The 26227-nt window shown below is 31.0% G+C and carries 26 protein-coding genes, 2 tRNA genes and 2 pseudogenes; 20 read left to right on the top strand and 10 right to left on the bottom strand.

Going from position 1 to position 26227, the window contains the following annotated elements; genetic code table 11:
- Positions 1-223: 223 nt before the first annotated feature.
- Positions 224-427: a YqaE/Pmp3 family membrane protein gene (locus tag CHLWT_RS02610; RefSeq protein WP_111947861.1), complete on the bottom strand. Its 204-nt coding sequence runs from the start codon at positions 425-427 to the stop codon at positions 224-226.
- Between the two features lie 298 nt (positions 428-725).
- On the opposite strand from CHLWT_RS02610, the gene CHLWT_RS02605 reads away from it, so the two are divergent.
- From CHLWT_RS02605 to argH, 4 genes are all read left to right on the top strand, one after another.
- On the top strand, positions 726-2105 hold the full coding sequence (locus CHLWT_RS02605; protein WP_244948792.1) for a sodium-dependent transporter: 1380 nt from the start codon (positions 726-728) through the stop codon (positions 2103-2105).
- 25 nt (positions 2106-2130) lie between these two features.
- Positions 2131-3936 carry a biotin/lipoyl-containing protein gene (locus tag CHLWT_RS02600; protein ID WP_112000330.1) on the top strand — a complete coding sequence of 602 codons (1806 nt, stop codon included), beginning with the start codon at positions 2131-2133 and terminating at the stop codon, positions 3934-3936.
- Positions 3937-4083: 147 nt separating this feature from the next.
- Positions 4084-5661, top strand: a complete 1578-nt coding sequence (gene pckA / locus CHLWT_RS02595; protein ID WP_258521930.1) for a phosphoenolpyruvate carboxykinase (ATP) — start codon at positions 4084-4086, stop codon at positions 5659-5661.
- 108 nt (positions 5662-5769) lie between these two features.
- Positions 5770-7158, top strand: coding sequence for an argininosuccinate lyase (gene argH, locus CHLWT_RS02590; protein WP_111970559.1), 1389 nt, complete (start codon positions 5770-5772; stop codon positions 7156-7158).
- A gap of 35 nt (positions 7159-7193) precedes the next feature.
- On the opposite strand, the gene CHLWT_RS09685 is transcribed toward argH, so the two are convergent.
- The 3 genes and pseudogenes from CHLWT_RS09685 to CHLWT_RS02580 all read right to left on the bottom strand — a co-directional run bounded on the left by CHLWT_RS09685 (position 7194) and on the right by CHLWT_RS02580 (position 9749).
- Complete coding sequence (locus tag CHLWT_RS09685) at positions 7194-7802, bottom strand: methyl-accepting chemotaxis protein (RefSeq protein ID WP_235598100.1); 609 nt, start codon at positions 7800-7802, stop codon at positions 7194-7196.
- Between the two features lie 513 nt (positions 7803-8315).
- Positions 8316-9158: pseudogene (locus CHLWT_RS09680) on the bottom strand (nitrate- and nitrite sensing domain-containing protein); the annotation flags it as partial.
- Positions 9159-9476: 318 nt separating this feature from the next.
- Positions 9477-9749, bottom strand: a complete 273-nt coding sequence (locus tag CHLWT_RS02580; protein WP_034963273.1) for a metal/formaldehyde-sensitive transcriptional repressor — start codon at positions 9747-9749, stop codon at positions 9477-9479.
- A gap of 70 nt (positions 9750-9819) precedes the next feature.
- Between CHLWT_RS02580 and CHLWT_RS02575 the strand changes: the two genes are divergently transcribed.
- The 7 genes and pseudogenes from CHLWT_RS02575 to CHLWT_RS02550 all read left to right on the top strand — a co-directional run bounded on the left by CHLWT_RS02575 (position 9820) and on the right by CHLWT_RS02550 (position 15225).
- Entirely contained in the window at positions 9820-10725 is a 906-nt protein-coding gene (locus tag CHLWT_RS02575) for a cation diffusion facilitator family transporter (protein WP_112000332.1), read from the top strand.
- Between the two features lie 133 nt (positions 10726-10858).
- Positions 10859-11092: a FeoA family protein gene (locus CHLWT_RS02570; protein WP_059432757.1), complete on the top strand. Its 234-nt coding sequence runs from the start codon at positions 10859-10861 to the stop codon at positions 11090-11092.
- Positions 11089-13200, top strand: a complete 2112-nt coding sequence (gene feoB, locus CHLWT_RS02565) for a ferrous iron transport protein B (protein WP_112000333.1) — start codon at positions 11089-11091, stop codon at positions 13198-13200. The genes CHLWT_RS02570 and feoB overlap by 4 nt, the downstream gene beginning before the upstream one ends.
- A gap of 372 nt (positions 13201-13572) precedes the next feature.
- Positions 13573-13922: pseudogene (locus CHLWT_RS09675) on the top strand (helicase-related protein); the annotation flags it as partial.
- Positions 13899-14501, top strand: a complete 603-nt coding sequence (locus CHLWT_RS02560) for a tyrosine-type recombinase/integrase (RefSeq protein ID WP_425321210.1) — start codon at positions 13899-13901, stop codon at positions 14499-14501. The pseudogene CHLWT_RS09675 and the gene CHLWT_RS02560, both read left to right, overlap by 24 nt.
- Positions 14502-14659: 158 nt before the next feature.
- Positions 14660-14956 carry a type II toxin-antitoxin system RelE/ParE family toxin gene (locus CHLWT_RS02555; RefSeq protein ID WP_086248961.1) on the top strand — a complete coding sequence of 99 codons (297 nt, stop codon included), beginning with the start codon at positions 14660-14662 and terminating at the stop codon, positions 14954-14956.
- A complete protein-coding gene (locus tag CHLWT_RS02550; RefSeq protein WP_086248962.1) occupies positions 14950-15225 on the top strand; it encodes an addiction module antidote protein in 276 nt (91 codons plus the stop codon). Before CHLWT_RS02555 ends, CHLWT_RS02550 begins: the two co-directional genes overlap by 7 nt.
- A 24-nt stretch (positions 15226-15249) precedes the next feature.
- Here CHLWT_RS02550 and CHLWT_RS02545 read toward each other — a convergent pair whose 3' ends face one another.
- Positions 15250-15753 carry a restriction endonuclease gene (locus CHLWT_RS02545; RefSeq protein WP_112000760.1) on the bottom strand — a complete coding sequence of 168 codons (504 nt, stop codon included), beginning with the start codon at positions 15751-15753 and terminating at the stop codon, positions 15250-15252.
- A complete protein-coding gene (locus CHLWT_RS02540) occupies positions 15754-15990 on the bottom strand; it encodes a hypothetical protein (protein WP_059425349.1) in 237 nt (78 codons plus the stop codon). It abuts the gene before it with no gap.
- Between the two features lie 305 nt (positions 15991-16295).
- Here CHLWT_RS02540 and CHLWT_RS02535 point away from each other — a divergent pair, with 305 nt between their 5' ends.
- The 9 genes from CHLWT_RS02535 (at position 16296) to CHLWT_RS02500 (ending at position 23864) form a co-directional block, all read left to right on the top strand.
- Complete coding sequence (locus tag CHLWT_RS02535; RefSeq protein WP_034961470.1) at positions 16296-16697, top strand: hypothetical protein; 402 nt, start codon at positions 16296-16298, stop codon at positions 16695-16697.
- A 70-nt stretch (positions 16698-16767) separates the two neighbouring features.
- Positions 16768-16980: a hypothetical protein gene (locus CHLWT_RS02530; protein ID WP_112000761.1), complete on the top strand. Its 213-nt coding sequence runs from the start codon at positions 16768-16770 to the stop codon at positions 16978-16980.
- A 244-nt stretch (positions 16981-17224) separates the two neighbouring features.
- Positions 17225-17353, top strand: a complete 129-nt coding sequence (locus CHLWT_RS09530) for a hypothetical protein (RefSeq protein ID WP_255199062.1) — start codon at positions 17225-17227, stop codon at positions 17351-17353.
- 131 nt (positions 17354-17484) lie between these two features.
- Positions 17485-18858, top strand: a complete 1374-nt coding sequence (locus CHLWT_RS02525; RefSeq protein ID WP_143211769.1) for a hypothetical protein — start codon at positions 17485-17487, stop codon at positions 18856-18858.
- 9 nt (positions 18859-18867) lie between these two features.
- Entirely contained in the window at positions 18868-19281 is a 414-nt protein-coding gene (locus CHLWT_RS02520; protein WP_112000763.1) for a hypothetical protein, read from the top strand.
- Between the two features lie 8 nt (positions 19282-19289).
- Positions 19290-20435: a zonular occludens toxin domain-containing protein gene (locus CHLWT_RS02515; protein WP_112000764.1), complete on the top strand. Its 1146-nt coding sequence runs from the start codon at positions 19290-19292 to the stop codon at positions 20433-20435.
- Complete coding sequence (locus tag CHLWT_RS02510) at positions 20368-21534, top strand: type II secretion system protein GspD (RefSeq protein ID WP_034961458.1); 1167 nt, start codon at positions 20368-20370, stop codon at positions 21532-21534. Before CHLWT_RS02515 ends, CHLWT_RS02510 begins: the two co-directional genes overlap by 68 nt.
- A gap of 1 nt (position 21535) precedes the next feature.
- Positions 21536-23011 carry a replication endonuclease gene (locus CHLWT_RS02505; protein ID WP_112000766.1) on the top strand — a complete coding sequence of 492 codons (1476 nt, stop codon included), beginning with the start codon at positions 21536-21538 and terminating at the stop codon, positions 23009-23011.
- Positions 23001-23864, top strand: coding sequence for a tyrosine-type recombinase/integrase (locus CHLWT_RS02500; RefSeq protein ID WP_151062163.1), 864 nt, complete (start codon positions 23001-23003; stop codon positions 23862-23864). Before CHLWT_RS02505 ends, CHLWT_RS02500 begins: the two co-directional genes overlap by 11 nt.
- 60 nt (positions 23865-23924) lie before the next feature.
- On the opposite strand, the gene CHLWT_RS02495 is transcribed toward CHLWT_RS02500, so the two are convergent.
- From CHLWT_RS02495 to CHLWT_RS02480, 4 genes are all read right to left on the bottom strand, one after another.
- Positions 23925-23999: transfer RNA gene (locus CHLWT_RS02495), tRNA-Met, on the bottom strand.
- Between the two features lie 16 nt (positions 24000-24015).
- A tRNA-Gln gene (locus tag CHLWT_RS02490) sits at positions 24016-24090 on the bottom strand.
- Positions 24091-24232: 142 nt separating this feature from the next.
- Positions 24233-24829, bottom strand: a complete 597-nt coding sequence (locus CHLWT_RS02485; protein WP_112000713.1) for an outer membrane beta-barrel protein — start codon at positions 24827-24829, stop codon at positions 24233-24235.
- Between the two features lie 166 nt (positions 24830-24995).
- The gene (locus tag CHLWT_RS02480) at positions 24996-26219 is read right to left on the bottom strand and encodes a glutamate-5-semialdehyde dehydrogenase (protein ID WP_112000712.1); all 1224 of its coding nucleotides are present in this window, start codon (positions 26217-26219) and stop codon (positions 24996-24998) included.
- Positions 26220-26227 lie beyond the last annotated feature (8 nt).

Genomic DNA, 26227 nt, shown 5'->3' with positions numbered 1-26227 from the left:
AATAAAGTATCTGTCATACAATCATAAGATAAAGTTTAATGTAATAAAATATAAAAACAAACAAAAAAACTAACTATTAATCAAATTTATTAAAATATCAAGTGGTATAAGCTAAAATTAGGCAAATTTGAAATAGCTATAAACGCTACTTCAAATTTATTTAGCTTAATTAGTTAAAGGATTACCGACCTTATTAGTTCTATATTTTTTGGTTACTATGCCTTTATCGCATTTCCTCCTTATTTTTCACCATTTTTTCAATTTTCTTATCTGTTTTGTATTGACTAAGAGAGTAGATGGCCCATATGGTAGCAGGTAGCCAACCGATAAGTGTGAATTGTAAAATCAAGCATATAATGCCAGCAATAGGCCGACCAATGGTAAAAAATCCCAGCCATGGCAGAATTAAACATATTAAAAAACGCATTTTTTTCCTTTTTAATAAAATAACTTGAATTATACCCCCCCTAGCAAATAAAAAGCTTAAAAAATTTAGTTATTTTAAGTGAAATATTTTAAGTGAAATTTAAACCAAATTTAAAAAAATGGTAAAAAGTTAGTTTGTATATAAAAAATTTAAATATATAGATAGTATAAACATAAGCTACCTATCAAAATATTTCCAAAAAGTTACACTATATATAAAAAAATGTTTTTTTATACGATTATAAAAGCATTTCAAAGAAAATTTTGTTAAACTATTCATTATTTAAAATTTAAGGCTTATGATGATAGAAAAATTTTCTAAAATCGGTTTCGTTCTTGCTATGGCAGGAAGTGCAGTGGGACTTGGAAATGCTTGGAAATTCCCAACAATGGTCGGAAACAACGGGGGCTCGGCTTTCATACTGCTTTATATCGTGCTTACGCTTGGCATCGCCGTAGTCGTGTTTTTAGCAGAGCTTAGTATAGGAAAGTTAGGTGAGAGCGATCTTGTGAGTTCGCTACACAAACTAGCTCCAAATCATAAAAAGCAGTGGAGTTTAGCTGGATTTTTTATGATAACGGCCGTACTTATAGCTTCATTTTATATGATAGTTATCGGCTGGATATTAAAATATACTTTTATGAGCTTTGGCTCCATTCCCAAAGACGCCGTAAGCGCCGGAGAAACATTTGGAAATTTAGTTACAAATGATCTTTTGAGCGTATTTATATGCTTTAGTATAGTATTTTTGATAGTATTTTACGTAGTTTCAAAAGGTATAAAAAGCGGTATAGAAAAACTAAATTTATGGATGATGCCATCTTTATTTGTATTGCTTATTTTATTGCTTTTATATTCTATTTTTGAGAGTGGCAGATTTAGCGATGCTCTAAGCTTTATATTTATTCCCGATTTTAGCAAGATTTTAAACCCGACTATTATTTTACAAGCTTTAGGACTTGCATTTTTCTCTATGTCGATGGGCGTAGGAACAGTTTCTACATACGCTGCAAGCTTGCCTGATGGAACAAATTTAGTTAAATCCACATTTTCGATAGTATTTATAAATATATTAATAGGAATAATGATGGGGCTTGTAGTTTTTTCGTTTATCCCTATCGTCGATGGACAGCCTGCAAGTGAGGGTGCTGGACTTATCTTTGTTTCTTTGGCTTCGCTTTTTGCACAAATGGGGCTTGTCGGAAACTTTCTTGCGGTACTATTTTTCGTCTCATTGCTATTTGCAGGTATTACGTCCGCAGTTTCTATGATAGAGCCATTTACGCTTTATCTTATAAATAAATTCAAATTTACTAGAAAAAAAGCACTCGTAACGATCGGAATAGTCGTGTATATATTAGGTCTTTTTTGTATATTTTCATACTATGGTATTACTTCAAATCTGTTTTCGTTACCAAAAGAGCTATTAAATACACAAAAACCTATACCATTTTTTGACGTACTTGATTTTATGACTTCAAATATTCTTATGCCTTTAGGAGCGATTACATTTAGTATTTTTGTCGGTTGGGTATTAAAACGTGAAGGAATTTATATATTATTTTCAAGATTTATGAGTAAAAATGTGTTTGAAATTTGGTATTTTACACTTCGTTTTGTTGCACCGATGGCTATTTTGACTATCGGAGTTTATCAACTTATAGTTAAGCTTAGCTAATAAAAATTTATAAAAGGAAATAAAAATGGCAAAAAAATTTATAGACATTATGGATACCACATTTCGCGATGGTTTCCAATCTGTATTTGGGGCTAGAGTCTTAATGGATGACTTCTTACCCGCAGTTAGCGCGGCAAAAGAAGCCGGTATAAACCACTTCGAATTTGGTGGCGGAGCTAGATTTCAAAGTTTGTATTTTTATTTAAATGAAGATGCTTTTGTGATGATGGATAAATTTAGAGAAGCTGCTGGAAAAGAAGCAAACCTACAAACTCTATCACGTGGCGTAAATACCGTTACATTAGATACCGGAAGTCGCGAACTAGTCGATCTTCACGCAAAACTTTTTGCAAAACACAGCACAAATACAATCAGAAATTTTGATGCATTAAATGACGTAAAAAATTTACAATACAGCGGAGAAAGAATAGTTCATCACGGGCTAAAACATGAAGTAGTAGTTACTATGATGGATCTTCCGCCAAACTGCGTTGGAGCTCATGATGCTGCATTTTATGAAAAAAGTTTAAGAGATATACTTGATGCTGGTATCAAATTTGACAGCGTATGTTTTAAAGATGCAAGTGGAACAAGCAGTCCTGAAAAAGTATATCAAACTATAAAAATGGCTAGAAAACTACTTGGTGATAGTGTTCATATCCGTCTTCATACCCATGAAACTGCCGGCGTAAGTGTAGCTTGCTACCTTGCAGCACTTGAAGCAGGCGCTGATGGTATAGATTTAGCTGCATCTCCAGTAAGCGGAGGAACTAGCCAACCTGATATCCTTACTATGCTTCACGCAGTTAAAGGCAAAAACTACGATCTTGGCGGACTTGACGTAGAAAAAATCCTAAAATATGAAGAGGTATTACAAGACTGTTTAAAAGACTATTTTATGCCGCCTGAAGCCATTCAAGTAAGCCCTCTAATACCTTTCTCTCCTATGCCTGGTGGCGCACTTACTGCAAATACTCAGATGATGAGAGACAACAACATACTAGATAAATTTCCAGCAGTCATAAAAGCTATGAGAGAAGTAGTAGAAAAAGGCGGATATGGAACAAGCGTGACCCCTGTTAGTCAGTTTTACTTCCAACAAGCATTTAATAATGTGATGTTTGGACCATGGAAAAAGATAGCAGACGGATATGGAAAAATGGTTCTTGGATACTTTGGAAAAACACCAGTTGAACCAAACAATGAGATAGTGGAGCTTGCTAGCAAACAGCTCGGTCTTGAACCTACAAAAGAGAGTGCTATAGATATCGCAGATAAAGACGAAACAAAATCACTCGCCTATACAAAAGCTATCCTTGAAAAAGAAGGAATCGAACAAACCGAAGAAAATATCTTTATAGCAGCCGCTTGTAAAGAAAAAGGAATAGCCTATTTAAAAGGCGAAGGCAAAGTTATGGTAAGAAAGATCGGCGATTTGGGGAATTCTTGCAAACCAAATTCAAAACAAGCAGATACAAACAAATACAGCGTAGTTGTAAATGGAAATAAATATAATGTTGAAGTTAGCGATGGATTTGATAATTTTGAGATAAAATCTGTTACAAAAGTAGAGACTAGCAAACCAAAAGCAGAGATCAAAAGTAGTAGCGATAGTAGTAGCCAAAATGAGATAAGAGCCACTATGTCAGCAGGGGTATTTAAGATACTAGTAAAAGTCGGTGATACAGTTGGTAAAGGTCAAACTCTCATCATACTAGAAGCTATGAAAATGGAAATTCCTATAGAATCGCCAACTGCAGGTGTAGTAAGTGAAATTTTTGTATCTCAAGGAGAAACAGTAGAAGACGGACAAGTGCTTCTAAAATTATAAAATTTATTATCCGTAGATAATCTACGGATAATTTTCAAATTCAAATTTCTTTTCTCAATATAAACAAAAATAAAAGATATATTAAGCAAAAAATTATTACAATTTCAGCAAATTAAGAAAAAAAGATTTCACAAGAGGAATAAAATGATGATAAAGGATCTAGACAAATTAGGGCTCACGGGTATAAAAAAAATTTATCACAATTTAAGTTATGAAGAGCTTTTTGAACACGAAAAAAACAATAACGAAGGTTATGTAACTAGCAACGGAACTTTTGGCGTGGATACTGGTATATTTACAGGTAGAAGTCCCAAAGACAAATACTTTGTAAAGCAAGAACCGAGCGAGAAATACATAGCTTGGGGTAAAGTAAATAAACCCATAAGCAAAGAGATTTTCAACAAACTACTATCAAAAGCAAAAAAGCAACTAAGCAATAAAGAAATTTACATACAAGACGTATATTGTGGCTCAAGTCTAGCAAGTAGAAAAAGTATAAGATTTATAACCGAAGTCGCGTGGCAAGCACACTTTGTAAAAAATATGTTTATACGCCCAAAAGAAGAAGAACTTGAAAATTTCAAACCTGATTTTATCGTATATAATGCTTGCAAATGTGTAAATGACGAGTATAAACAAGACGGCTTAAACTCAGAGGTTTTTGTAGCTTTTGATATAGAAGAAAACATCTGCATAATCGGCGGAACTTGGTATGGCGGAGAGATGAAAAAAGGTATATTCTCTATGATGAATTACTGGCTTCCATTAGAAAATAAACTCTCTATGCACTGCTCGGCAAACGTTGGTAAAAATGGCGATACTGCACTATTTTTTGGACTTAGTGGCACTGGAAAAACGACTCTTTCAACAGATCCTAATCGTGCCTTGATAGGTGATGATGAGCATGGCTGGGACGATGAGGGTGTGTTTAACTTTGAGGGTGGATGCTACGCAAAATGTATAAATTTAGACCCAAAAAACGAACCTGAAATCTTCGGCGCGATCAAAAGAGATGCTCTTTTAGAAAATGTATGTTGTGATGAATGCGGTTGTGTAGATTATGATGACGCTAGTAAAACAGAAAATACAAGAGTAAGCTATCCTATAGAGCATATAGAAAACCATGAGCAAAGCTTAAAAGCTGGACATCCAAAGAATATCATATTTTTAACAGCAGACGCATTTGGTATATTGCCACCTGTTTCAAAACTCACAAAAGAACAAGCTATGTATTATTTTTTAAGCGGATATACGGCTAAGGTAGCTGGTACTGAGCGTGGTATCACTGAGCCTCAAGCTACATTTTCAGCTTGTTTTGGCGAACCGTTTATGCCACTTCACCCTACTGTTTATGCAAGACTTCTTGGCGAAAAAATAGATAAACACAATGTAAATGTCTATCTAGTAAATACCGGCTGGAGTGGCGGTGCATATGGCGTTGGTAAAAGAATGAGTATCAAGGCTACTAGGGCTTGTATAAATGCGATACTAGATGGAAGTATAAAAAAATGCGAATTCGAGAACTTTGACAAATTTGATCTTGCGATACCAAAAAAACTTGAAGGAGTTGAAACAAAACTCTTAAATCCTATAAATACTTGGAATGACAAAAACGAATACATAGCAGCTAGAGATAAACTTGCAAATATGTTTATAGAAAATTTCAAACGCTATGAAGACGTAGAAGAAGGCGTACAATTCGCAAAAGCCGGTCCAAAAAATTAATCAAATTTCCGCAACACGAACTTACGTGTTTGCGGATCGTCACAACCATAAATAATCTTTAAAATCGTGTTGAGATTGCCAAATTTAAAAATACAAAAAAGGATGAAAATGCAAAAAATGTGGGAAGGGCGTTTTAGCGAAAGTAGTAGCGAACTTTTAGAATCTTTTAACGCTTCTATAGACTTCGATAAAGCTCTGTATAAGCAAGATATATTTGGCTCCATAGCTCACGCAAATATGTTAGGGACTACTGGTATACTTACAAAAGAGCAAAGCCAAGCCATTGTTAATGGGCTAAAATCTGTATTAAAAGAGATAGAAGACGGCAAATTTGAGTTTAAAACGCAAGACGAAGATATACATATGTCCGTTGAAAAAAGGCTTTCAGACCTCATAGGAAAAGAGCTTGGTGGCAAACTCCACACTGCAAGAAGTAGAAACGATCAAGTAGCGCTTGATTTTAGATTATTTGTAAGACAAGAAACTATAAACATCTCAAAGCTCGTTTTAAATTTAATAAAAACCTTAAAAGATATCGCACTAACTAGCAAAGATATACTTATGCCAGGCTTCACTCATTTACAACACGCTCAGCCAGTAAGCCTTAGTTTTCATATGCTAGCCTACGCATTTATGTTTAAAAGAGATTATGAAAGACTGCTTTCTAGTTATGAGAGAAATGATCTTAGCCCTCTTGGCTCATGTGCGCTTGCTGGAACTCCGCATCAGATAGACCGCCAAATAGTTGCAAATGAGCTTGGATTTAAAGGAGTCACTCAAAATGCTATGGATAGCGTTAGTGATCGTGACTTTGCACTAGAAATTTTATTTAATATAAGTCTTATTTTTATGCATACATCAAGACTATGCGAAGAGCTGATCCTTTGGAGTAGTAGCGAGTTTAGATACATAACTATAAGTGATAAATTTAGCACCGGCTCAAGTATAATGCCACAAAAGAAAAACCCCGATGTAGCAGAGCTAATCAGAGGAAAAACAGGTCGCGTTTATGGCAATCTTATAGGGCTACTAACGGTTATGAAAAGCCTACCTTTAGCTTACAATAAAGATATGCAAGAAGACAAAGAAGGCGTTTTTGATAGCGTTGAGACAGCAAAAACTTCACTTGTCATATTAGAACAGATGTTGAAAACAACCAAATTTAATAAAGATTTTATGCTCAAAGCTTGTAAAACAGGGCATTTAAGTGCTACTGATTTGGCTGATTATCTAGTAAAGGAGCATAAAATCCCATTTCGTGAAGCCCACTTTATCACCGGACGCTGCGTAAAACTAGCGGAAGATAATGGCAAGGATATAAGCGAACTAAGCTTAGACGAGCTAAAAAGCATAGATGAGCGTATAGAAAACAGGGCTTTGGAAGTATTAAAACTCTTAAATTCAAAAGAAGCTAGAAAATCTATCGGTGGCACAAGCAACCAAAGCGTAGATATCCAGCTTGATCTGATAGAAGAATTTATAAAAGCAAATAGCTGATTTTAAAAAAGCCGTTTTTTTACGGCTTTTAGATCTTAGAATTTAAACTCGTTTATCTTACTGCCTATCTCAAGAGTTTTTTGGTCAAGATCATTTGCTCTAGAGCTGATTTTATCCATCTCATCTGATATATCTTGGAGATTATCGTTTAATATTTTATTGTTTTCTAGTAGCATTTTGGTCTCATTTTGTAGCTCTTTTGAGTCATTTATGCTATTTTGAGATATCAAACTTACTTCTTTCATTTTTTCAAGAACACTATCCATAGTGACTTTTATATCACTAGAATCATCAACAAAAGCAAAGAAATTTTTAACATTTTGTGAAATTTGTGTGCTTAGATTGTCTATAAATTGAACTATTGTATTTATGGTAACATCTATCTCATTTAGCGACTTTTGAGTTCTTTCAGCTAGTTTTCGCACCTCATCAGCAACAACGGCAAAACCTTTTCCATACTCCCCTGCTCTAGCTGCTTCTATGGCTGCATTTAAAGCTAGTAAATTGGTCTGATCTGCGATATCTGTTATGGAAGTCAAAATTCCTTTTATGTTTGCCGCTTCTTGATTTAACAAAGCCACATCAGAAGCTAATTTTTCTTGACTTTTCGCATCTTCGCTTACTTGAGTAGCAAATTTAGTCATACTATTTGAAGCGCTGTTTAGATCGCTGTGTGCTTTGATGATATCATTCATCGCTTGATCTATCTTTTTTATACTGCTTTCTAGACAATCTTCGACTTTCATACCTATCTTGTTAGCTTTGCTTGATATGCTAAATCCATCTTTTGTACGATTTAAAACTTCGTTTGAGCCATTTAGCATATCTTTTGAAATTTGTATATTTTGTCTGCTTTGCGAATTTAAATTTAAAAATATATCTCTTATAGGAACCAAAAACTCATCTACTGCTTGAAATATCACTCCTACTTCGTCTTTGCCTATCTTAAATTCGATATTTTGCCTAAGATCTTTTGTGTTTTTTAAATTTAAAAGATATTTTTGGATATTAAGTATCCTAGATATAGTATCTTGGATTATAAGATATCCTGCTATCAAAGTAAATAGCGTACAAGCTATGACCAAAATACTCATACTAATAAGGCTTGTATATGCGTTATCTTGTACTGTTTTATTGTTTGTAAGTAACTCTGCTGCTAGTTTATCCTCGACATTTTTGAGTATATCTATCTTTTTGGTAAATGTATCAAATGCGTATTTTCCACTTATTCCAAAGCCACCAGTGATACTATTTTTCATAGCAGTATTTCTCATACTTTCTACAGTAGCAAAACTTTCATCTTTTTTTGCTTCTTCATATAAAGCGATATTTTTCTCGCTTGCATTTTGCATAAACACCTTAAGATAAATTCCTTGAGATGCCATAGAAGTCAAAAATCTCTCATAAATTCCATCGCCAAATTTATCCATATTGAATGTATTTGAGAGTATGGCTCTTTCTATACCAACATTTTCTTTGGCATTTAAAAAGCCAAGATAAGCCGTAAGCTCTCTTGTTATGTCTGTATTTGTACTGATCTTTGTAATCTCAGAAATGATATTCATCAAAGATGCTATAGTGTTTGTATACTGACCGATCGCCACGTTTGGAGCTATGTTTAAAGAGTCTATACTCGCACGTAAAGACTTTAGATTATCAAGGTATTTTAAAGCAGACTGAATGCTACTATCTAAAAGAGTATTATGGGCTTCCATATCAAATTTTTTAAGCAGATCATATACCAAAACTATCTGTTTATCACTAAGAATTCTCTGATTTTTTAGCATATCTGCAAAATTACCGCCACCTTTTGCACCCAAAAAACCAGACGATGTGCCACGCTCTTTTTGTAACTCATGGACTACCAAAGAGATCTTTGTAGATAAGATAACACCTTCATCTAGCACCTTTGCTTCATTATAGATTCTATATCTATCGCCGATAAGAAAAGCAGAAAAAACAACCAACAAAATAAGCGGTATCAGAATAAAAATAAGCATTTTCACTCTTATACTAATGTTGCTTAGAAACATAATATCCTCCAAAAGATAAGTTATTAAATCTTAATAAATGATAATATACTACTTGTAAATTTAAATAGTTTTATAACATAAAATATACACAATAGCTATTACTTAATTAATTTGCAATAATAAAGTGCTTTATTCTATATCTATATAGTAAATAAATAATAAATTTATTTAAAAAATAAATGGTCTTTATGACTCTAAATATAAATTTAATTATAAATAAATTTTAGAAACTAAATGCCATAAAATACAATATTTTTAAATAAAAACAATAAATCGCTAAAAGCTTTATTTGAAAAAACTTTTTAAAAGCGAAGTTAAATTTAAAATCTCTTCTTCTCTTTGTTCATCGCTGACATTATTTCCAAGATGCTCTTTGATGTGTCCGTCGATGACTTCTGCCATCAAAGATGTGATAGCTCCTCTTGCGGCACTGATTTGCTGAAGTACTTTAAAACAATCTTTTTCATCTTCTAAAGCCTTTTCTAAGGCTGAAATTTGCCCTTTTATCTTTTTAATACGCAAAAGAAGCTTATCTTTATTTGCTACTATGTGAGCCATAATTTTCCTTTATTTTTTTATAAGTTATACTGGGGTATAGTATCATAATTTATTTTAAAAGAGGATAAAAATGATATTAAATGATATACAAAAACAATCTGCTTATGAGCACAATTTTCATTCATCAAACAATATTGCCAAAAAAAATACATTATACGCCACGATATTTACAGCGGTTATGATGATAGCTGAAATTATAGGTGGCATATACTTTGGCTCTATGGCACTTTTAGCAGATGGCTGGCATATGAGCTCTCACGCCTTAGCACTTGGACTAGCGTATTTTGCTTACATTATGTCAAGCAGATACCAAAGCGATGATAGATTTAATTTTGGCACATACAAGATAGAAATTCTCGCTAGTTATACTAGCGCGATCTTTCTTTTAGTGGTTGCGTTTTTTATGGTTTATCACTCTGTTCAAAGATTTATAAACCCAGAAGCTATAGCATACAAAGAAGCTATTTTTATAGCTATTATAGGACTTATAGTAAATTTCATCTGTGCTTGGCTCTTAAGAGGTGATCATCACGCTCATTATCACGAACATGAAAACGATCTAAATTTAAAGGCCGCTTACATACACGTTCTTACTGACGCGCTTACTTCTATTTTAGCTATCATAGCGCTAAGTTTTGGACTTATGTTTGGAGCAGATTTTCTTGATCCACTTATGGGGATAATCGGAGCTATTTTAGTTTCAGTGTGGGCTGTGGGATTGTTAAAACAATCAGGGAAAATATTACTTGACGCAAATATGAACGAACCAGTCGTTGATGAAGTCATAGATGCTTTACGCTTATTTAGAAAAGACATAATCATCAAAGATCTACATCTTTTAAAAGTAGCAAAAGATAAATACACCTGTATAATCTCTCTAAGCTCAGATGATCCCATAGATATAGATCTTCTCAAAAAAGAGCTATCAAAGCACGAAGAGCTAGTTCATATACTCATAGAGATATACCCAAAATAGCAAAAATCAAATGGCTAAATTTGAATTAATATTTAAATTTAACTCCATTACATTAATGGTATTGATTATCGATAAATGTATATTAAGCATTTTATGGATATAATCGTAAAATTATTTTTATAAAAGAGGCAAAATGGATCTCTCAAAACTACAAATAAACCAAAAAGCCGTATTGACTAGCATAGAAGGTATCTCTGCGACTAAAAAACGACTTCGTTCATTTGGGCTTGATGTCGGCTCTCAAATAGAAATCAAACAAAAAAGCATAACAAACTCAAATATAGAAATAGCAAGCAAATACGGACTTATAGCATTAAGAAACGAAGAAGCTAAGATGATAAGCTGTAAGTTAGTAGATGGTAAATGAAAAAAGAATTCATAGTAGCATTAGTCGGCCAACCAAACGTAGGTAAAAGTCAGCTTTTAAGCTCTATTAGTGGAGCAAACCTTAAAATAGGAAATTTTGCTGGGGTTACTGTAGATAAATATGAAGCCACGCTAGTAAAAGGCGATATCATTTTAAATTTCATCGATCTGCCTGGACTTTATAGTTTAGATGATTTTTCAAAAGATGAAAGCGTAGCAAAAGATTTTTTGATGAAAAGCAAATACGATATGATACTAAATGTCGTAGATTCCACAAATTTAGAAAGAAATTTATTTCTAACATCTGAGCTCATGGCGCTAGGTAAAAAGATGGTCGTCGCTTTAAATATGGACGATGAAGCCAAAAGCGAAGGCATAGAGATAGATGACAAACAGCTAAGTAGCATACTAAATATCCCTGCTGTCAAAGTATCCTCCGTAAAAAAGACGAATTTTTCAAATTTACTAGATACAATTATAGATGTTCTCTCAAAACCATACACGCCAAACAAACTCAAATTTAGCGATCAGATAGAAGAAGAGCTGATATATCTAGCACAAAAAATCGATGAAGCAAATTTTAAAAAAGATGAGATTTGCTCAAGACAAGCCGCTATACTATTTTTACTAGAAGATAAGAAATTCTACACTATGTCTCATGAAGATCCAAAAATGCTATTTTTGATACCTGAGATTAAAAAAGTATTTGATAATATCAAGCAAAAGACACAAAACAGCTCCATAGAAGACGTGCTCATCGATGAATATCACTCGTTTGCAAAAGGTGCAGCCTTAGAAACTCAAAATATAAAAGCCCAAAAAAGTACAGATATAACAAAAAAGATAGATAGCATACTTATACATAGATTTTTCGGACTACCTATATTTTTATTTTTTATGTGGTTACTATTTCAAGCCACATTTACTCTTGGCGAAGTTCCGATGCAGTATATAGAAATGGTATTTGCGTGGTTTGGAGATAGTGTAGCTGCAAATTTAAATGACGATATGCTAAAATCCATAATAGTAGATGGCATCATCGCCGGAGTTGGCACAGTAATACTATTTTTACCAAACATTATCATTTTATTTTTAGGTATAGCACTTTTAGAAACAACAGGATATATGGCAAGAGTCGCGTTTTTACTAGATGGATTTTTTCATAAATTTGGGCTTCATGGCAAAAGCTTCATACCTCTAGTTACTGGATTTGGATGTTCTATTCCTGCGTATATGGCAGCGCGCACTTTAAAAAGTCAAAAGGACAGACTTCTTACTATGTTTATCATAGGATTTATGAGCTGTGGTGCTAGGCTTCCTGTGTATGTGCTATTTGCCGGAGCATTTTTTAAACCCGAAAATGCGGGAAACGTACTATTTTTCATCTATATATCGGGAGCTCTTTTAGGACTTATAGCAGCTAAGGTTTTACGCATTTTAGTTTTTAAAGGAGATGATGAACCATTTGTTATGGAGATGCCAAAATACAGACTTCCAAGCGTAAAACTCATCTGGCTAACCATATACTCAAAATCTATGATGTATTTAAAAAAAGCTGGTACTTTTATACTAGCAGCTTCCATTTTAGTCTGGTTTGTTAGTACTTTTCCGCAAAATCCAAATATAGAAGAGAAATACCAACAACAAATTCAATTAGCATCAAGCGACGAGCTAAAACTAGAACTTACTCATCAAAAAGATCAAGAACTTATGGAAAATACATATCTAGGAATGTTCGGTAAAGCCATAGAGCCGGTATTTGCACCGCTTGGTTTTAACTGGAAAATGTCTGTTGCCACAGTAAGTGGGCTTGCGGCAAAAGAAGTTATTGTTTCTACTTTAGGAGTTTTATACTCTTTAGGCGGAGAAGTTAGCGAAAACAATACCACTTTACAGCAAACCTTAGCCAAAAATATACCATTTGCCTCGGCTATGGCGTTTATAGTATTTGTTATGGTATATCTGCCTTGTTTAGCTGCAACAGCCGTATTTTCAAAAGAAGCAGAAAGCAAAAAATACACGTTTTATCTGATAACCTTTACGTTTTGCACTGCTTGGGTACTATCTTTTGCAACTTATAAAGTAATCGTATTTTTAAATATAACGTGAGTTAATCAAGATCCTTTATCTATTATTTATCGTTAAAATAATCAATAAAAAATGATAATTAATGAAAAACACTAGATACTCATCCTAACTTTAAATTCTCACCCGCAAATTCTCGCTCACAAATATAAAAGTTTTGCTAGTAGCAAGGTAGGCTACATATAAACAGCGGTTTTTGCATCTGCTTTTAAGCTCTTTTTATTATGTCTGCAAGCTTTTTGGCTCTATTTGGAGTCTGCTTTGCCCACAAAGATTTCATCATATTTGAACTTGCATTTTTGTAGTCATTTTCCTTGATGAAATTTAGAATAGAGATTTAATGGGCTTTGGCTACTTTACTTTTTTAAATTTAAGGCGGGTTAGCTCTATTGGATTAAAAGCCTTGATGAACTCTTAGCAGAACAAGCAAAATTTGATGTATATACTGATATCTTAAAAAAACTTGTCGCAAAAGGTATTCCACAAAATGAAATTTGTTTCATTCATGATGCAAAAACCGATTTACAAAAAGGGCAACTTTTTGCAGATATAAATTCATGAAAAGCTAGAATTTTAATTGGATCAACACAAAAAATGGGTGCTGGAACAAATGTGCAAAAAAGAATTGTAGCCTTACACCTTTAGATTGTCCTTGGCGTCCGAGCGATTTAGAACAAAGAAGCGGTAGGGTTATATTCAAATTTTCTATGAAACTTGAACTTATAGATAAAAATCCTTGTGATTTTGTAGAACTTCCTAAATTTGATAATAAAGTATATTTTGACTATGGTGTAAAAACTCAAAAAAGGATTATTAATGCTATTGTTAATAACATAAATCCAACTGCTGATATCTTCTTTTTCCTTTTGCATGGTAGAAGAAAAAACGAAGTTTTATCTCTTAATTGGTCTGATTTAAATTTGAAAAATAGAACTTATAAAATACCTTGCCAAATTAATAAAGCTAAGCGTGATATGTTTTATACTATGAGTGATGAGCTTTATAACAGACTTTATAAAAGATATATTAAAGCTAAAAAGTTAAATTTACTAAATACCTATGTTTTTCTTAATCCAGATACTAATAATAAATTTGTTGATTTACGCCGTTCTTGGAATACTTTATTAAAATCTAATAATTTACCTAAAATAAGATTACACGATATAAGACACTTAATCGCTACTTATTCTATCAATTATTTAAATTTACCAGTTGAGCAAGTAAGTTTGGGTCATACAAATATAACTACTACACAAAAATACATCACTACAAATATTAAAAAATCAAAAGAAACAATCGAAAATATACTAAATTCTGTAAAATAAAAAGTAAGATTATTTTAAGCTTTAAAACAATGTGCTTTAAAAGATGATTTTATGCTTATTTGGTTGCGAGAGAAGGACTTGAACCTCCGACCTTCGGGTTATGAGTTTTTTGAGCTTATATAATTAGCTATTAAGCTATATTTTTATACACTTTTGTTATGGAAATAAAATATACTAAGCAGTTTGAAAAATGGTATCTTTCTTTATCTGATTATAAAGTTAAATCGGCTATATTGCGTAGATTTGACAAGATAAAAAATGATGATTATTTGGGCGATTTTAAGAGTATAGATATTGATTTATATGAGCTTAGGATTTTTGTTTCAGGTGGGATAAGATTGTATTATACTATCCAAAATGGTGTTTTAGTTATATTTCTTTGTGGTGGTGATAAATCAAGTCAAGATAGAGATATACAAAAAGCTAAAAATTTATTAAAGGAATTAAAATGCTAGCATTGAAAGAATTTGATCCTATTGATTTTTTGAATAATTCAGAAATGAGAAAGGAGTATTTAAATCAAGTTTTGGCAGATGGCGATATCGAGGAGCTTAAAAGAGCTATATTTTATATTTCCAAAGCCGAAGGCTTAGAGAATGTAGCAAAAAAAGCAAATTTAAATAGGGAAAGCTTTTATAAGATGTTTAAACCTAATTCTAAACCTAGATTTGAAAGTATATTTAAAATCCTAAATGCACTTGATTATAAACTTAGTTGCAATTAGTTCTTATTTAAATCATATAAGCCGTTAATTTTCTTTAATTTGTAAAAAATTACACTCTACTTTATGTTGTTGAAAGTATAATTCACATCCTTTATCCATATTTGAGTTAGAAACTATCACTCTTTTTATAATTTTATTATTTAAATATTTATTATTTTCTTTTTCATACATATGGCAATCTCCTATAAATTTTCTTATTATATCTTGCTTTAGTGGATATATTGAATTTTTGCATTGTATTAATAATACTTCTTTATCCTTATATGCTATTATGTCTATTCCCATATCTTTTTTTCCTTCTTTCACCCCTTTCATATATACTTTGTATCCCAACCCTTTAAAATGTCTTCCTATCTGAAATTCATATTTAATCCCTTTGTCTATATTTGCTTGTTTTAATTCTTCTATATATTTTTCTTTTTCTATTTTTTCTTGTTCTTTTTGTTTGTTTAATTTTTTTATCTCTATATAAAAATATCCACTAGTTAATATACTTCCAAGTCCGAAATATATAATATATTCAACCATTTATTCTATTTCCTTTTTTAGTAGTCTTGTTTTTATATCTGATATATAAAATTCTTGTTCTTTTTCGCTTAATCTTGAAAAATATTCATTTAATTCTTTGATTTTTGAATTACTTTCATTTTCTTTTTGAAAATTTTTTATTAAAAATTTATATAATGCTGGTCTATTTTTTTCCCAGTTATACAGTGTTCTAATCTCTATTTGTAGCTCTTTTGCTAATTCTGTTTTATTTACCATTATATGAAAACTTTTCATTGTTTTATTTTAAATTAAGCTTATTTATGAAATAATTTCATTGTGATATTTGAATATATTTCATATTTGTTAAATTCTATCATAAATATGAAATTTTTACAAACCAACCAAAAAACGCAGTCAGAGTAAAGAGATGAGAGTAAGCCGCTTTTTGGTAATTTCCTTTTGCGTTTGGTTGAGCGATATTAACCAGCCCTAAGTAAGGCTTTAAACTGCTTGGGCTAGTTTTTTATCGGTAGATCTCTAGCCCTAATTTATACCGAAAAATAAATTTTAAAGGATTTACCGTGATTATTCAACAACAATACAGCATAAGTTATGAGGTCACAAAAGGCTTTGTCAAAGCTACTTCTAGCGGAAGTATGAAAAACGACAATGGTGAAGTAATAGAATATGGTCCGAGTGTTCGTATTTTTGCTACAAACATATACCAAGCTACTACTGAGAATGAAAAAACAGGCTTTGCAAATAGTTACGATAGACAACTTTGCTTTAAAATCAATTGTGAAACTGATACCAAAGCAGGACAAATCGCAAATCTAATACAAACTTCTTTAATTTCAAATTCTCCTATTTATATTAATGGTGACATACCTATCCGTAAAAATGATGGTTCATTTGAAGTAAGCGTAATAGAAATCAAAGGCTTAGATAAAGAACTTGAAAAGTTAAAAGAAGTTAAAAAGTAAATTTCTACAAAGCCCCTTTTTAGGGGTTTGATAGAGATTTAATCTCAAATATTTTTTTAAGGAGTTTAAGATGAAGAATCTTAAAACTAAGGTAATAACAGGCGTTTTTGGTCTTATGAGTTTATCTAGTCTTGCAAGTGCTGCCGTAACAGTAGATGAGGCCACTGGTAAAGTTAGCGGTTCTCTTGATGCAAGTCCTTTTATGTCTGTTTTTGGGCTTGTTATTATCGCTGTTGCTGGTATGTGGGGTGCTAAAAAAGCTCTTTCTCTTTTTGGAAGATAATTCCAAATTTCAAGCTGGAAATTCGCCCTAATTTGTTTCTCTCTGAAATAACAACTAAGGCGAATTTCAGCAGACAACCGCAGGGCGTCAGTCTTAAAAAAAGGTAAATAAAATGGATATTGATTTTACAAAACTAGCTATTTTTATAAATTCTTACTTTGGAGTTCTTATCGTTGCTTGTTTTATTGTTAAATCTACTTTATTTGCTTTTTCCGTTTTCAATAAAGAATAAAAGGCTTCAAAAATGGATATACATAATCTTACAAATTTGCCTTTAAATGAATATCATTTTCTTATGGCTCAAACTGCTATTTTATGCGGTTTTTGTGTAATGCTTGTAACCTTTTTAATAATATCAAATTTAAAGGGATAAATAATGCTTGAAATAACTAGTGTGCCAAGTTTTGATTATTTCTTTACTATTTTTATTTACTTTACTTTATCTTGCATTCCTATTTTGCTTGTTTTTACTATTTTTACAAATAAAATTATGAAGTAAATAGTATGAAGTCTATTTTTAAAATAATTATTTTCCCTTTTTTATTTGTAAATTTTGCTTATTGCGCAACTTATTTGCCTGTTGGTTCAGAACCTTCTTACACTGGTTATAAAATTCCTCTCGAAACAGAAGGTGAAATCATTACTAGTAAAGATGAAAGATTTTTTTATTTTGTATTAGGGGATAAATTTTTCCCTATCGAATCTTCTTATCCTCACGATACTTACTCTACTTACAAAGATTGTTCCCCTTTTTACTCTCGTTATTCTTCTTTAGATGGTAAAGTCGTTGTTTCCTTTTATCTAGGTTCTTCTTCTATTATTAAGAAGTATGAAGTTGATCCTACATTCACTGATTATAACTGTAAAGGTCAATTTGTGGCAACTCCAGCCATTAGAGTTCAAGAGAGGTATTATGCATCTCGTGGATATTATAGTTGTCCTAATGGCGGTACTTTTGATCCTAATACTAGAACTTGTAAAACCTGCAATAAAGGTGATAAATTAAATTCGGAGGGTATGTGTTATACTGATTGTACTAAATATGATTTTAAAAACGGAGTGATTAAGATAGGTTTTTCTGACGGCAGTTGCGCTGATTGCTCTACTTCTAAAAATTATAATGATTTGTATAAGTGTCTTTGTAATTTTTCAGGTTCTTCCTTTTCAAGCGGTGCTTTTGTTGGAGATAATAAAGGTTCTATTTATTCTAATTGTGATAATGCTACTCAGATAAAAACACCTGATAACATTTTTGATGATAAACCTACAGAATCAACAAATCCTAATAATCCTACAAAACCAACAAATCCTGATAAACCTATAAATCCTGGTAGTGGTTCAAGCGGTGGCGATATAACAGATCCTAAACCAGTTCCAGGCGGTAGCGCTACAACAGATCCGGGAAATAAACCAGACAGTTCAGATCCGAAACCAGATGATAAACCAAAAAATCCTGATAATAATAATAATCTTGGTGGCGGTAGTTCTTCTGCTGGTGATAGCGAACTTGAAGGTGATAGCGAACCTGTAGATTATAGCGAAGATTTAGAAAAATATAGTGATGAACTCGAAGAAATAAATAAAAAATTCTCTAAAGGTGTTAAAAATGTTACTGATAGTTTAAAAAGTTTTAAAGAAAATTATTTAAGTCTTATAAATGTTTTAGGTGGCGGTGTTAAATCTATAAATAAAAAAACCGTCGTAACTAGTTGTCCAAAAACTTTAGATTTAAAAATATCTAATGTTCCTAATATTAATTTTGATGTTTGTAAATTAATGGTTGATGTTAAACCTTTAACGTATGCTATTTTTTTCTTATTGTTTAGCTATATGTTCTTAAGCGTTATATATAGATTTATATTGTTATTTTTTATTTAGGATTTAAACATGCTTCAAGTAATCGGATATTTGTTTGGTTTAATAGGTTTTGTTATAACATATTTATTTAATAAAATAACTTCAATTTCTGCTTTTTTAGCTGTTCTTACTATCAATGGTATGATTTTTGGCTTGTTTTTAACTTACGTTAAATTTCTTTTAGACATTATTTTATTTTTTTATCACAATGTTAATAATATTATTAAATATATTAATGAAATGATTAATAGCGGTGGAATAGTCGGTTATTTTGTTGATATATTGTCTAGCCTTGGGTTTTTAAATGCTTTTTATGATGCTTTTGTTATTTTTTCCGTTCCTTTTAATACTATGCTTTCTTTCATCGCATCAAAATATGCCGTTAGAGGACTTTTGTTTATGCGTGAAAGCATTTTATCTCTTGTTATATCAAAATTATCATAGGTCAAATAATGGCTATCCACTATATAGTTGGTAATCCTGGAAGCGGTAAGAGCTATTATGGCGTTTATATTCTTTGGGATAAATTCATAAAACAAACTAAAGAGCCAAAAGGATTTTTAAAACAATTTATAAAACCAAAAGTTACTAAAATTTATGATATTGCTTATACAAATATAAATGAGTTTAAATTTGATAAATCAGATAAGATTATTCCTTTCGACTTTGAGAATATATTATCTAGTTTGACTATACTTTTTAACAGATACAAATTTGAAAAAGCTACTGATGAAGAACTTATCAAAACTGCAAAACAACTGAATTTACTAAATGCTATATTTGTTATAGATGAAATACACAACTTTTTTAACGAAAAAGAAAACGAAGTCCTTATTTGGTGGCTTACTTATCATCGCCATTTATACCAAGAATTATATTTCATTACTCAGGATTTAAGCCTTGTAAATAACGAATACAAAAGAATAGCTGAGTTTTTCTACCGTGCTGTTGATAGCTCAAAACGCTTCTTTTCAAAGAAATTTAGATATATACAATACTCAAATTACAAACTTTATCAAAAAGACATTATTAAAACTTTTCATATAGATTTTAATCAAGAAATATTCAATTTATACCATTCTGGACAAAACGGACTAGGAACAAGCTTTGTTAAAAAATACCTTTTTATCTCTCTTATAATATTTGGTTTTTGTATTGTTGCATTTGCTATTTTTGTAAATTCTATCACTCCAGATACTCCTAAAAAAGATATACAAAATTCAAATATCCAAAATACTACAGATACTGCATTTCCTATTACTAAAAATAATACTTTTGGTCAAATTTCTAAAAAAATCAATACTTCAGAAATATTTTACTATGAGATTAATTGTATAAATTTAACTTGCTCGTTTCCAAATTCAAATGATAAATTTGATAAACGAGCTATCAAATTTCTTCTAAATCAGACTGAAATTTTGTATGAAACTAAAAAATACAATATTTCAAATGTTGAAACGTCTATCTATTTTTTAAAAGATGATGTTTTTAAAATTCTTAATATCAAATTTAATGATAAAGGAAATACCGATGAAAAAGATAATAGCCTTTTTAGTGGCTTTGGCTCTAACAATACAAGCAGATCAAATCAAAAATAACCTTTTAGAATTTGCAAATATCGTTTCTAGTTCTACACAAAGCGAAATTTTGATAAGTGGCGATATAAATCCGCTTGATTTTTACTTTTTTACTCCTAAAGAAACAACTAATATCAGTTTGCAAATATTTAAAAAAATGGTTGAGCTTCAAGGATTACGCTTTTTAAAACTAGGCTCTTTTTATTACGTCGATAAGCCTATTATAATCGATGAAAACGCAACCAACAAAGAAGAAGAGCCAGAAAATCTTTATTACATAAAACTTAAAAATAATAGCCATAAGGAGATTGATGCTATGCTAAATCAATACGATAAAAACTCTACATACATAAGTCAAGATAACGCAGTCGTTTTTAAAAGTACTGATAAAATTTATTCTGAAATACTTTCATATTCAGATAATTTTGATAATAAAGTAGCAAAACAGGTTAATTTTAAAGTAACTATACTTGAAACAAATTTAAGTGATTTAAAAAGTCGTGGCACAGAGATAAATTCACTTATAAAAGGTGTTGATAGCGTAGATTTTAGGTATTTTTTTAATCTTATGACGGTTCCTTATACTCAAAATACTAATGTAACAAATAAATCAGATCAATTTTATGGTGTTTTGAATTTTCTTGATACAAATAATATCACTAAAATAAAATCTAGCCCTTTTTTAGTTGCTAAAAATAATACAGAAGTATTTTTTAGCAATGTTAAGACAATTCCATATCTTACTACTTCTACAAATATCACAAATGCTCAAACTCAGCAACAAAGCAATTATAGCTATAAAGATGTCGGCTTAAAGCTTACTTTAAAGCCTATCATTATAAATGACAACATTGACGTTGATATTCATCTAATCTTTGAAAATTTATTAAGCAATTCTGATACTTTGACACCTACTACAAGCAAAAAAGAGTTAAAATCAACTTATAAACTTAAAAAAGGCGATATCCTTGTTCTAAGTGGCATTAATCAAGAAAATGAAATTACTTATACTTCTGGCGTTCCACTATTAAAAGATATTTGGCTTTTAAAATATCTTTTTTCTACTACTAAAAAAGAATTTGTAAATTCAATACTTACTATTACAATAGAAGTTTTTTAAAATGAATAACTTAAATACTGATATAAATTTATTTAATTATGGCGCCCCAAGCGCCACAATGAGCGCGCAGGAGCCTGCGACTGCGTGCGAACAGGGGGCGCCTTGTCAAATTAATAAAAAACTCTCAGCTTTAAGTTTGAGCGTAGCGAAAAACATAAAGCCATACATTAAAATACCTTTTGGAGTATCAAAAAATGATTTAAAAATATCAAATCTAAAAATACAAAATCAAAAAGAATGGCTTAAAAATCAAATTTATAAAATAAACAAAGAAACTGGCGAAGTAAAAACTCTTCTTGATGTTTCTATGTCTTCAAATTTAAGCCCAAAATATTACGCCGAACTTAATAACCGCGTAAATACCATTACTGATTTTGCATTCAATAAAGGCTTAAAATCATCATTTTTAACAATAACTCTAAATGGTTGCTTTCGTGACGCTCTCAAAGGCGATTTTAGCCGTTTTAAGCCTAAAGATAGAAGCCTTTTAAGCTATGATTTTAAATACAAGATGATGTTTAATCCTTATTCTATCGGTATAAAAGATTTAATTGATTTATTAAATTATCAATGGAATATATTTATAAAGCGTATTCATACTAAATTTAAAGGTATTGAAAAATATTATATAAGAGCTTTTGAACCGCATAAAAACGACGGTGTTCCACACATACACGCTCTTATTTCTTATCCTGAATACGCACACGAATTCATATATAAAACTTTTAAAGATGTTTTTTATGCTCCACAAAATTTAAAAGTTAATTATCTCTCTAAAGAGCAGATTAAAAATGGCGAAATAAATGGCTTTCAATGGACTTTAAGTAATCCTACTGGATATGTTTTAAAATATATAAATAAAAGTTTTATTAACTTTGATAAAAATGATAAATTAGATCTTAATTCTGCTTGGTATATAAAATATAAAGTTCGCAAATTTATTAGCTCACGTCACCAAATTCCGCTTTGGATATATCGTAAAATTAACTTCTTTTTTAGGGATTTTTATAATCTTTGTACTTTGAAAGATAATCCTGATTGGGTTTGCGAGTGGAGCTATGATAAACAATATTTTCGCCTTGAAAACATACAAACTACAGAAACTATACTTTATGAAAATGGCATTATGAAACATACAATCAAAGATTATATTATACATATCTATCAAAAAGAGACTAAAGAACAAAATCCAACTCCATATAAAATTACTGATAAACCTACTATAAAAGCTAAAAAAGAGTATAAATTTATTAAACCTACAGAACTTCCAATAAAAAGAATGAAAGATTACACTCTTATTACTTATTATAAAAACCTTGATACTTTTAACTCAAATTTACAACATTTAGCTTATGTTGAAAATGAGCTTATTAAGCGTGATTTAGGATTTATCGTAGGAACAAACGAAATTCATAATCTCAATAAGCCTGTTATTGAGAGTTTTATTGAAAGGAATAAAAGATATTATGATTTTTAATGAAGTTTTTAATCAGTATATAAAATATTATGAGCTTCTTTTACGTCCTAGCACCTTAAGAAGCGATGTTGCTACATATAATAAACATATTAAACCAAATTTGGGATTAAGAGATGTAAGTAAAATATCTTTTCTAGATATTCAAGTGTTTTGTAATGATCTTATCAAACAAGATTATAAGATAAAAACTGTTAAAAATATACTTACAAAATTAAGGGTTATATTCAAATTTTCTATGAAACTTGAACTTATAGATAAAAATCCTTGTGATTTTGTAGAACTTCCTAAATTTGATAATAAAGTATATTTTGACTATGGTGTAAAAACTCAAAAAAGGATTATTAATGCTATTGTTAATAACATAAATCCAACTGCTGATATCTTCTTTTTCCTTTTGCATGGTAGAAGAAAAAACGAAGTTTTATCTCTTAAGTGGTCTGATTTAAATTTGAAAAATAGAACTTATAAAATACCTTGCCAAATTAATAAAGCTAAGCGTGATATGTTTTATACTATGAGTGATGAGCTTTATAACAGACTTTATAAAAGATATATTAAAGCTAAAAAGTTAAATTTACTAAATACCTATGTTTTTCTTAATCCAGATACTAATAATAAATTTGTTGATTTACGCCGTTCTTGGAATACTTTATTAAAATCTAATAATTTACCTAAAATAAGATTACACGATATAAGACACTTAATCGCTACTTATTCTATCAATTATTTAAATTTACCAGTTGAGCAAGTAAGTTTGGGTCATACAAATATAACTACTACACAAAAATACATCACTACAAATATTAAAAAATCAAAAGAAACAATCGAAAATATACTAAATTCTGTAAAATAAAAAGTAAGATTATTTTAAGCTTTAAAACAATGTGCTTTAAAAGATGATTTTATGCTTATTTGGTTGCGAGAGAAGGACTTGAACCTCCGACCTTCGGGTTATGAGCCCGACGAGCTACCACTGCTCTATCTCGCGATAAGAATGATTTGAGTGGATGGGGTAAGAGGATTCGAACCTCTGAATGACTGGACCAAAACCAGTTGCCTTACCGCTTGGCTATACCCCAATCTCAAAATGAGCAGGAATTATACTATATCTTTTATGCTTTGTCAAGCATTTTGGCAAAAAATATTCAAAATTTAAAATAAATTTTACTTGTATTATAAAGTTAGTTTGGCTGGATCATAGTTTTATGATCCAGTTGGCTATTAGAATTTATAGTTATATCCTAAATATAAGCCATAGTTTGTCTCTTTTACATCTTTTAATTCAAATTTCGATACTTTTTTGTAATCTGTTCTGTCTGTTTTGAAGCCAAACTCTAGCTCGTTATTTTTATCGATTGAGTAAATTCCACCTAGTTTTGCACCTATTATCCAGCCATTTGTGTTATATTTTTCTCCTTCGTCGTCTTTTAATTTCAATCTAGAATAGCCAGTATATGGACCAACTGCTAGTTTAAAATTATCTGTTATAGATGGAGTATAGTCGGCTCCAACGATAAATTTATGAGTTAGCCATTTTAGTTCCAAACTTGTTCCGTCTTCATAGACTTTTGTTTTGCTAGTTTGAAAATCATAAACATAAGAGCCATAAACTCTATACATATCAAAATCATAACCGCCTTTTATGCCAATTCCAGTTTGAGCTTTTTTGAAAGTTTCTTTTTCTCCATCATCGCCTTTTATTTTTAAATTTGATTTAAAAGAGTAATCACTCTCAACACCGATAAATGCACCCTCAGCAAGTGCAAACGAGCAGGCCATAGAGGCAACAAGACAAATTTTTAAAGTAGAATTTCTCATTCTATCTATCTCCTTATTTTAAAATATTGAAATGTAATTATACCCCCCCCCATTAATCTAAGCTTAAAATATGATTATTTATAATAAATTTTTAATAAAAAATATTAGCTTTAAGTTTTTTTATATTCGAAGTAGTAAAAAAATGTAAATTTTTCCAAAGGCAGACTTATCTTATCTGCCCATTTCCGCGGATTATATATTTATAAGTAGTGAGTTCTTTTAGTCCTACTGGGCCTCTTGCGTGCAGTTTATTTGTGCTGATCCCTATCTCTGCGCCAAACCCAAACTCGCTCCCATCGCTAAATCTAGTAGAAGCGTTCGCATAAACACAAGCACTATCTACTAGCTTTAAAAACTTTTCGCAAATGCTGTAGTTTTCACTAATGATCGCTTCGCTATGTCCTGAGCTAAATTTACTTATATGTTCTAAAGCGGTATCTAGGTCATTTACTATTTTTAAATTTAGTTTAAAATCAAGATATTCTGTAGAATAGTTTTGTTCGTTTGCGATTTTACAAGGGATTAGCTTTGCTGATTTTTCGCATCCAAAAATTTCTACGCCAAATTTATCAAGCTCAGTTTTTAAAAGTGGTAAAAAATACTCGGCTATATTTTTATGTACCAGCATGGTTTCAGCGGCGTTGCATACGCTAGGACGCGAACATTTCGCATTTACGCAAATTTTTAAAGCTTTATTTAAGTCTGCAAATTCATCTACATAGATATGGCATAGCCCTTTATCGTGCTTTAAGACTGGTATTGTCGCATTTTGACTTACGAATTTAACTAAGCTTTCTCCGCCTCTTGGAACGATCAGATCTAAGTATTTATCCATTTTTATAAGTTCGCCTACTTCATTTCTATCAATATCTAGATAAACAACGCAGTTTTCATCTAGATCGCAGTTTTTCAAAGCCGTACTGATGGCTTTAATCAAAGCTAAATTTGTATTTCTAGCTTCTTTTCCACCTTTTAGGGCACATCCATTTGCACTTTTTATACATAGAGCGGCGACTTCGGCTGTTACATTCGGTCTAGATTCATAAATAGTGCAGATATTTCCTATAGGTATGCTTATCTTTTCGATATTTATACCACTTTTTGCACACCATCCGCGTTCAACTATCCCGATCACTTCAGGAAGACTTGCTATGTCTTTTATATTTTGAGCTAAACTAAGCACTCTAGATCTATCAAATTTAAGTCTTTCTAATAGAGCAGATGATAGATTTGAAGCTAAGCTTAAGTCTATATCGTTTGCGGATTTTATGTTGTCTGCTTCTAACTCTATTTGCCTAGCTATCTCTAAAACAACTGCTTTTCTCTCATTTTGTGTTAATGACAATAATGACTTTGAAGTGTTTTTTAAATTTTTGAGTAAATTTTTCATTTATTTAC

The sequence above is a fragment of the Campylobacter hyointestinalis subsp. lawsonii genome (genome assembly GCF_013372165.1).
Classification (GTDB): domain Bacteria; phylum Campylobacterota; class Campylobacteria; order Campylobacterales; family Campylobacteraceae; genus Campylobacter; species Campylobacter lawsonii.
The sequence above is the reverse complement of the archived record's forward strand: the minus strand, read 5'-3'. Positions and strand labels throughout refer to the sequence as shown.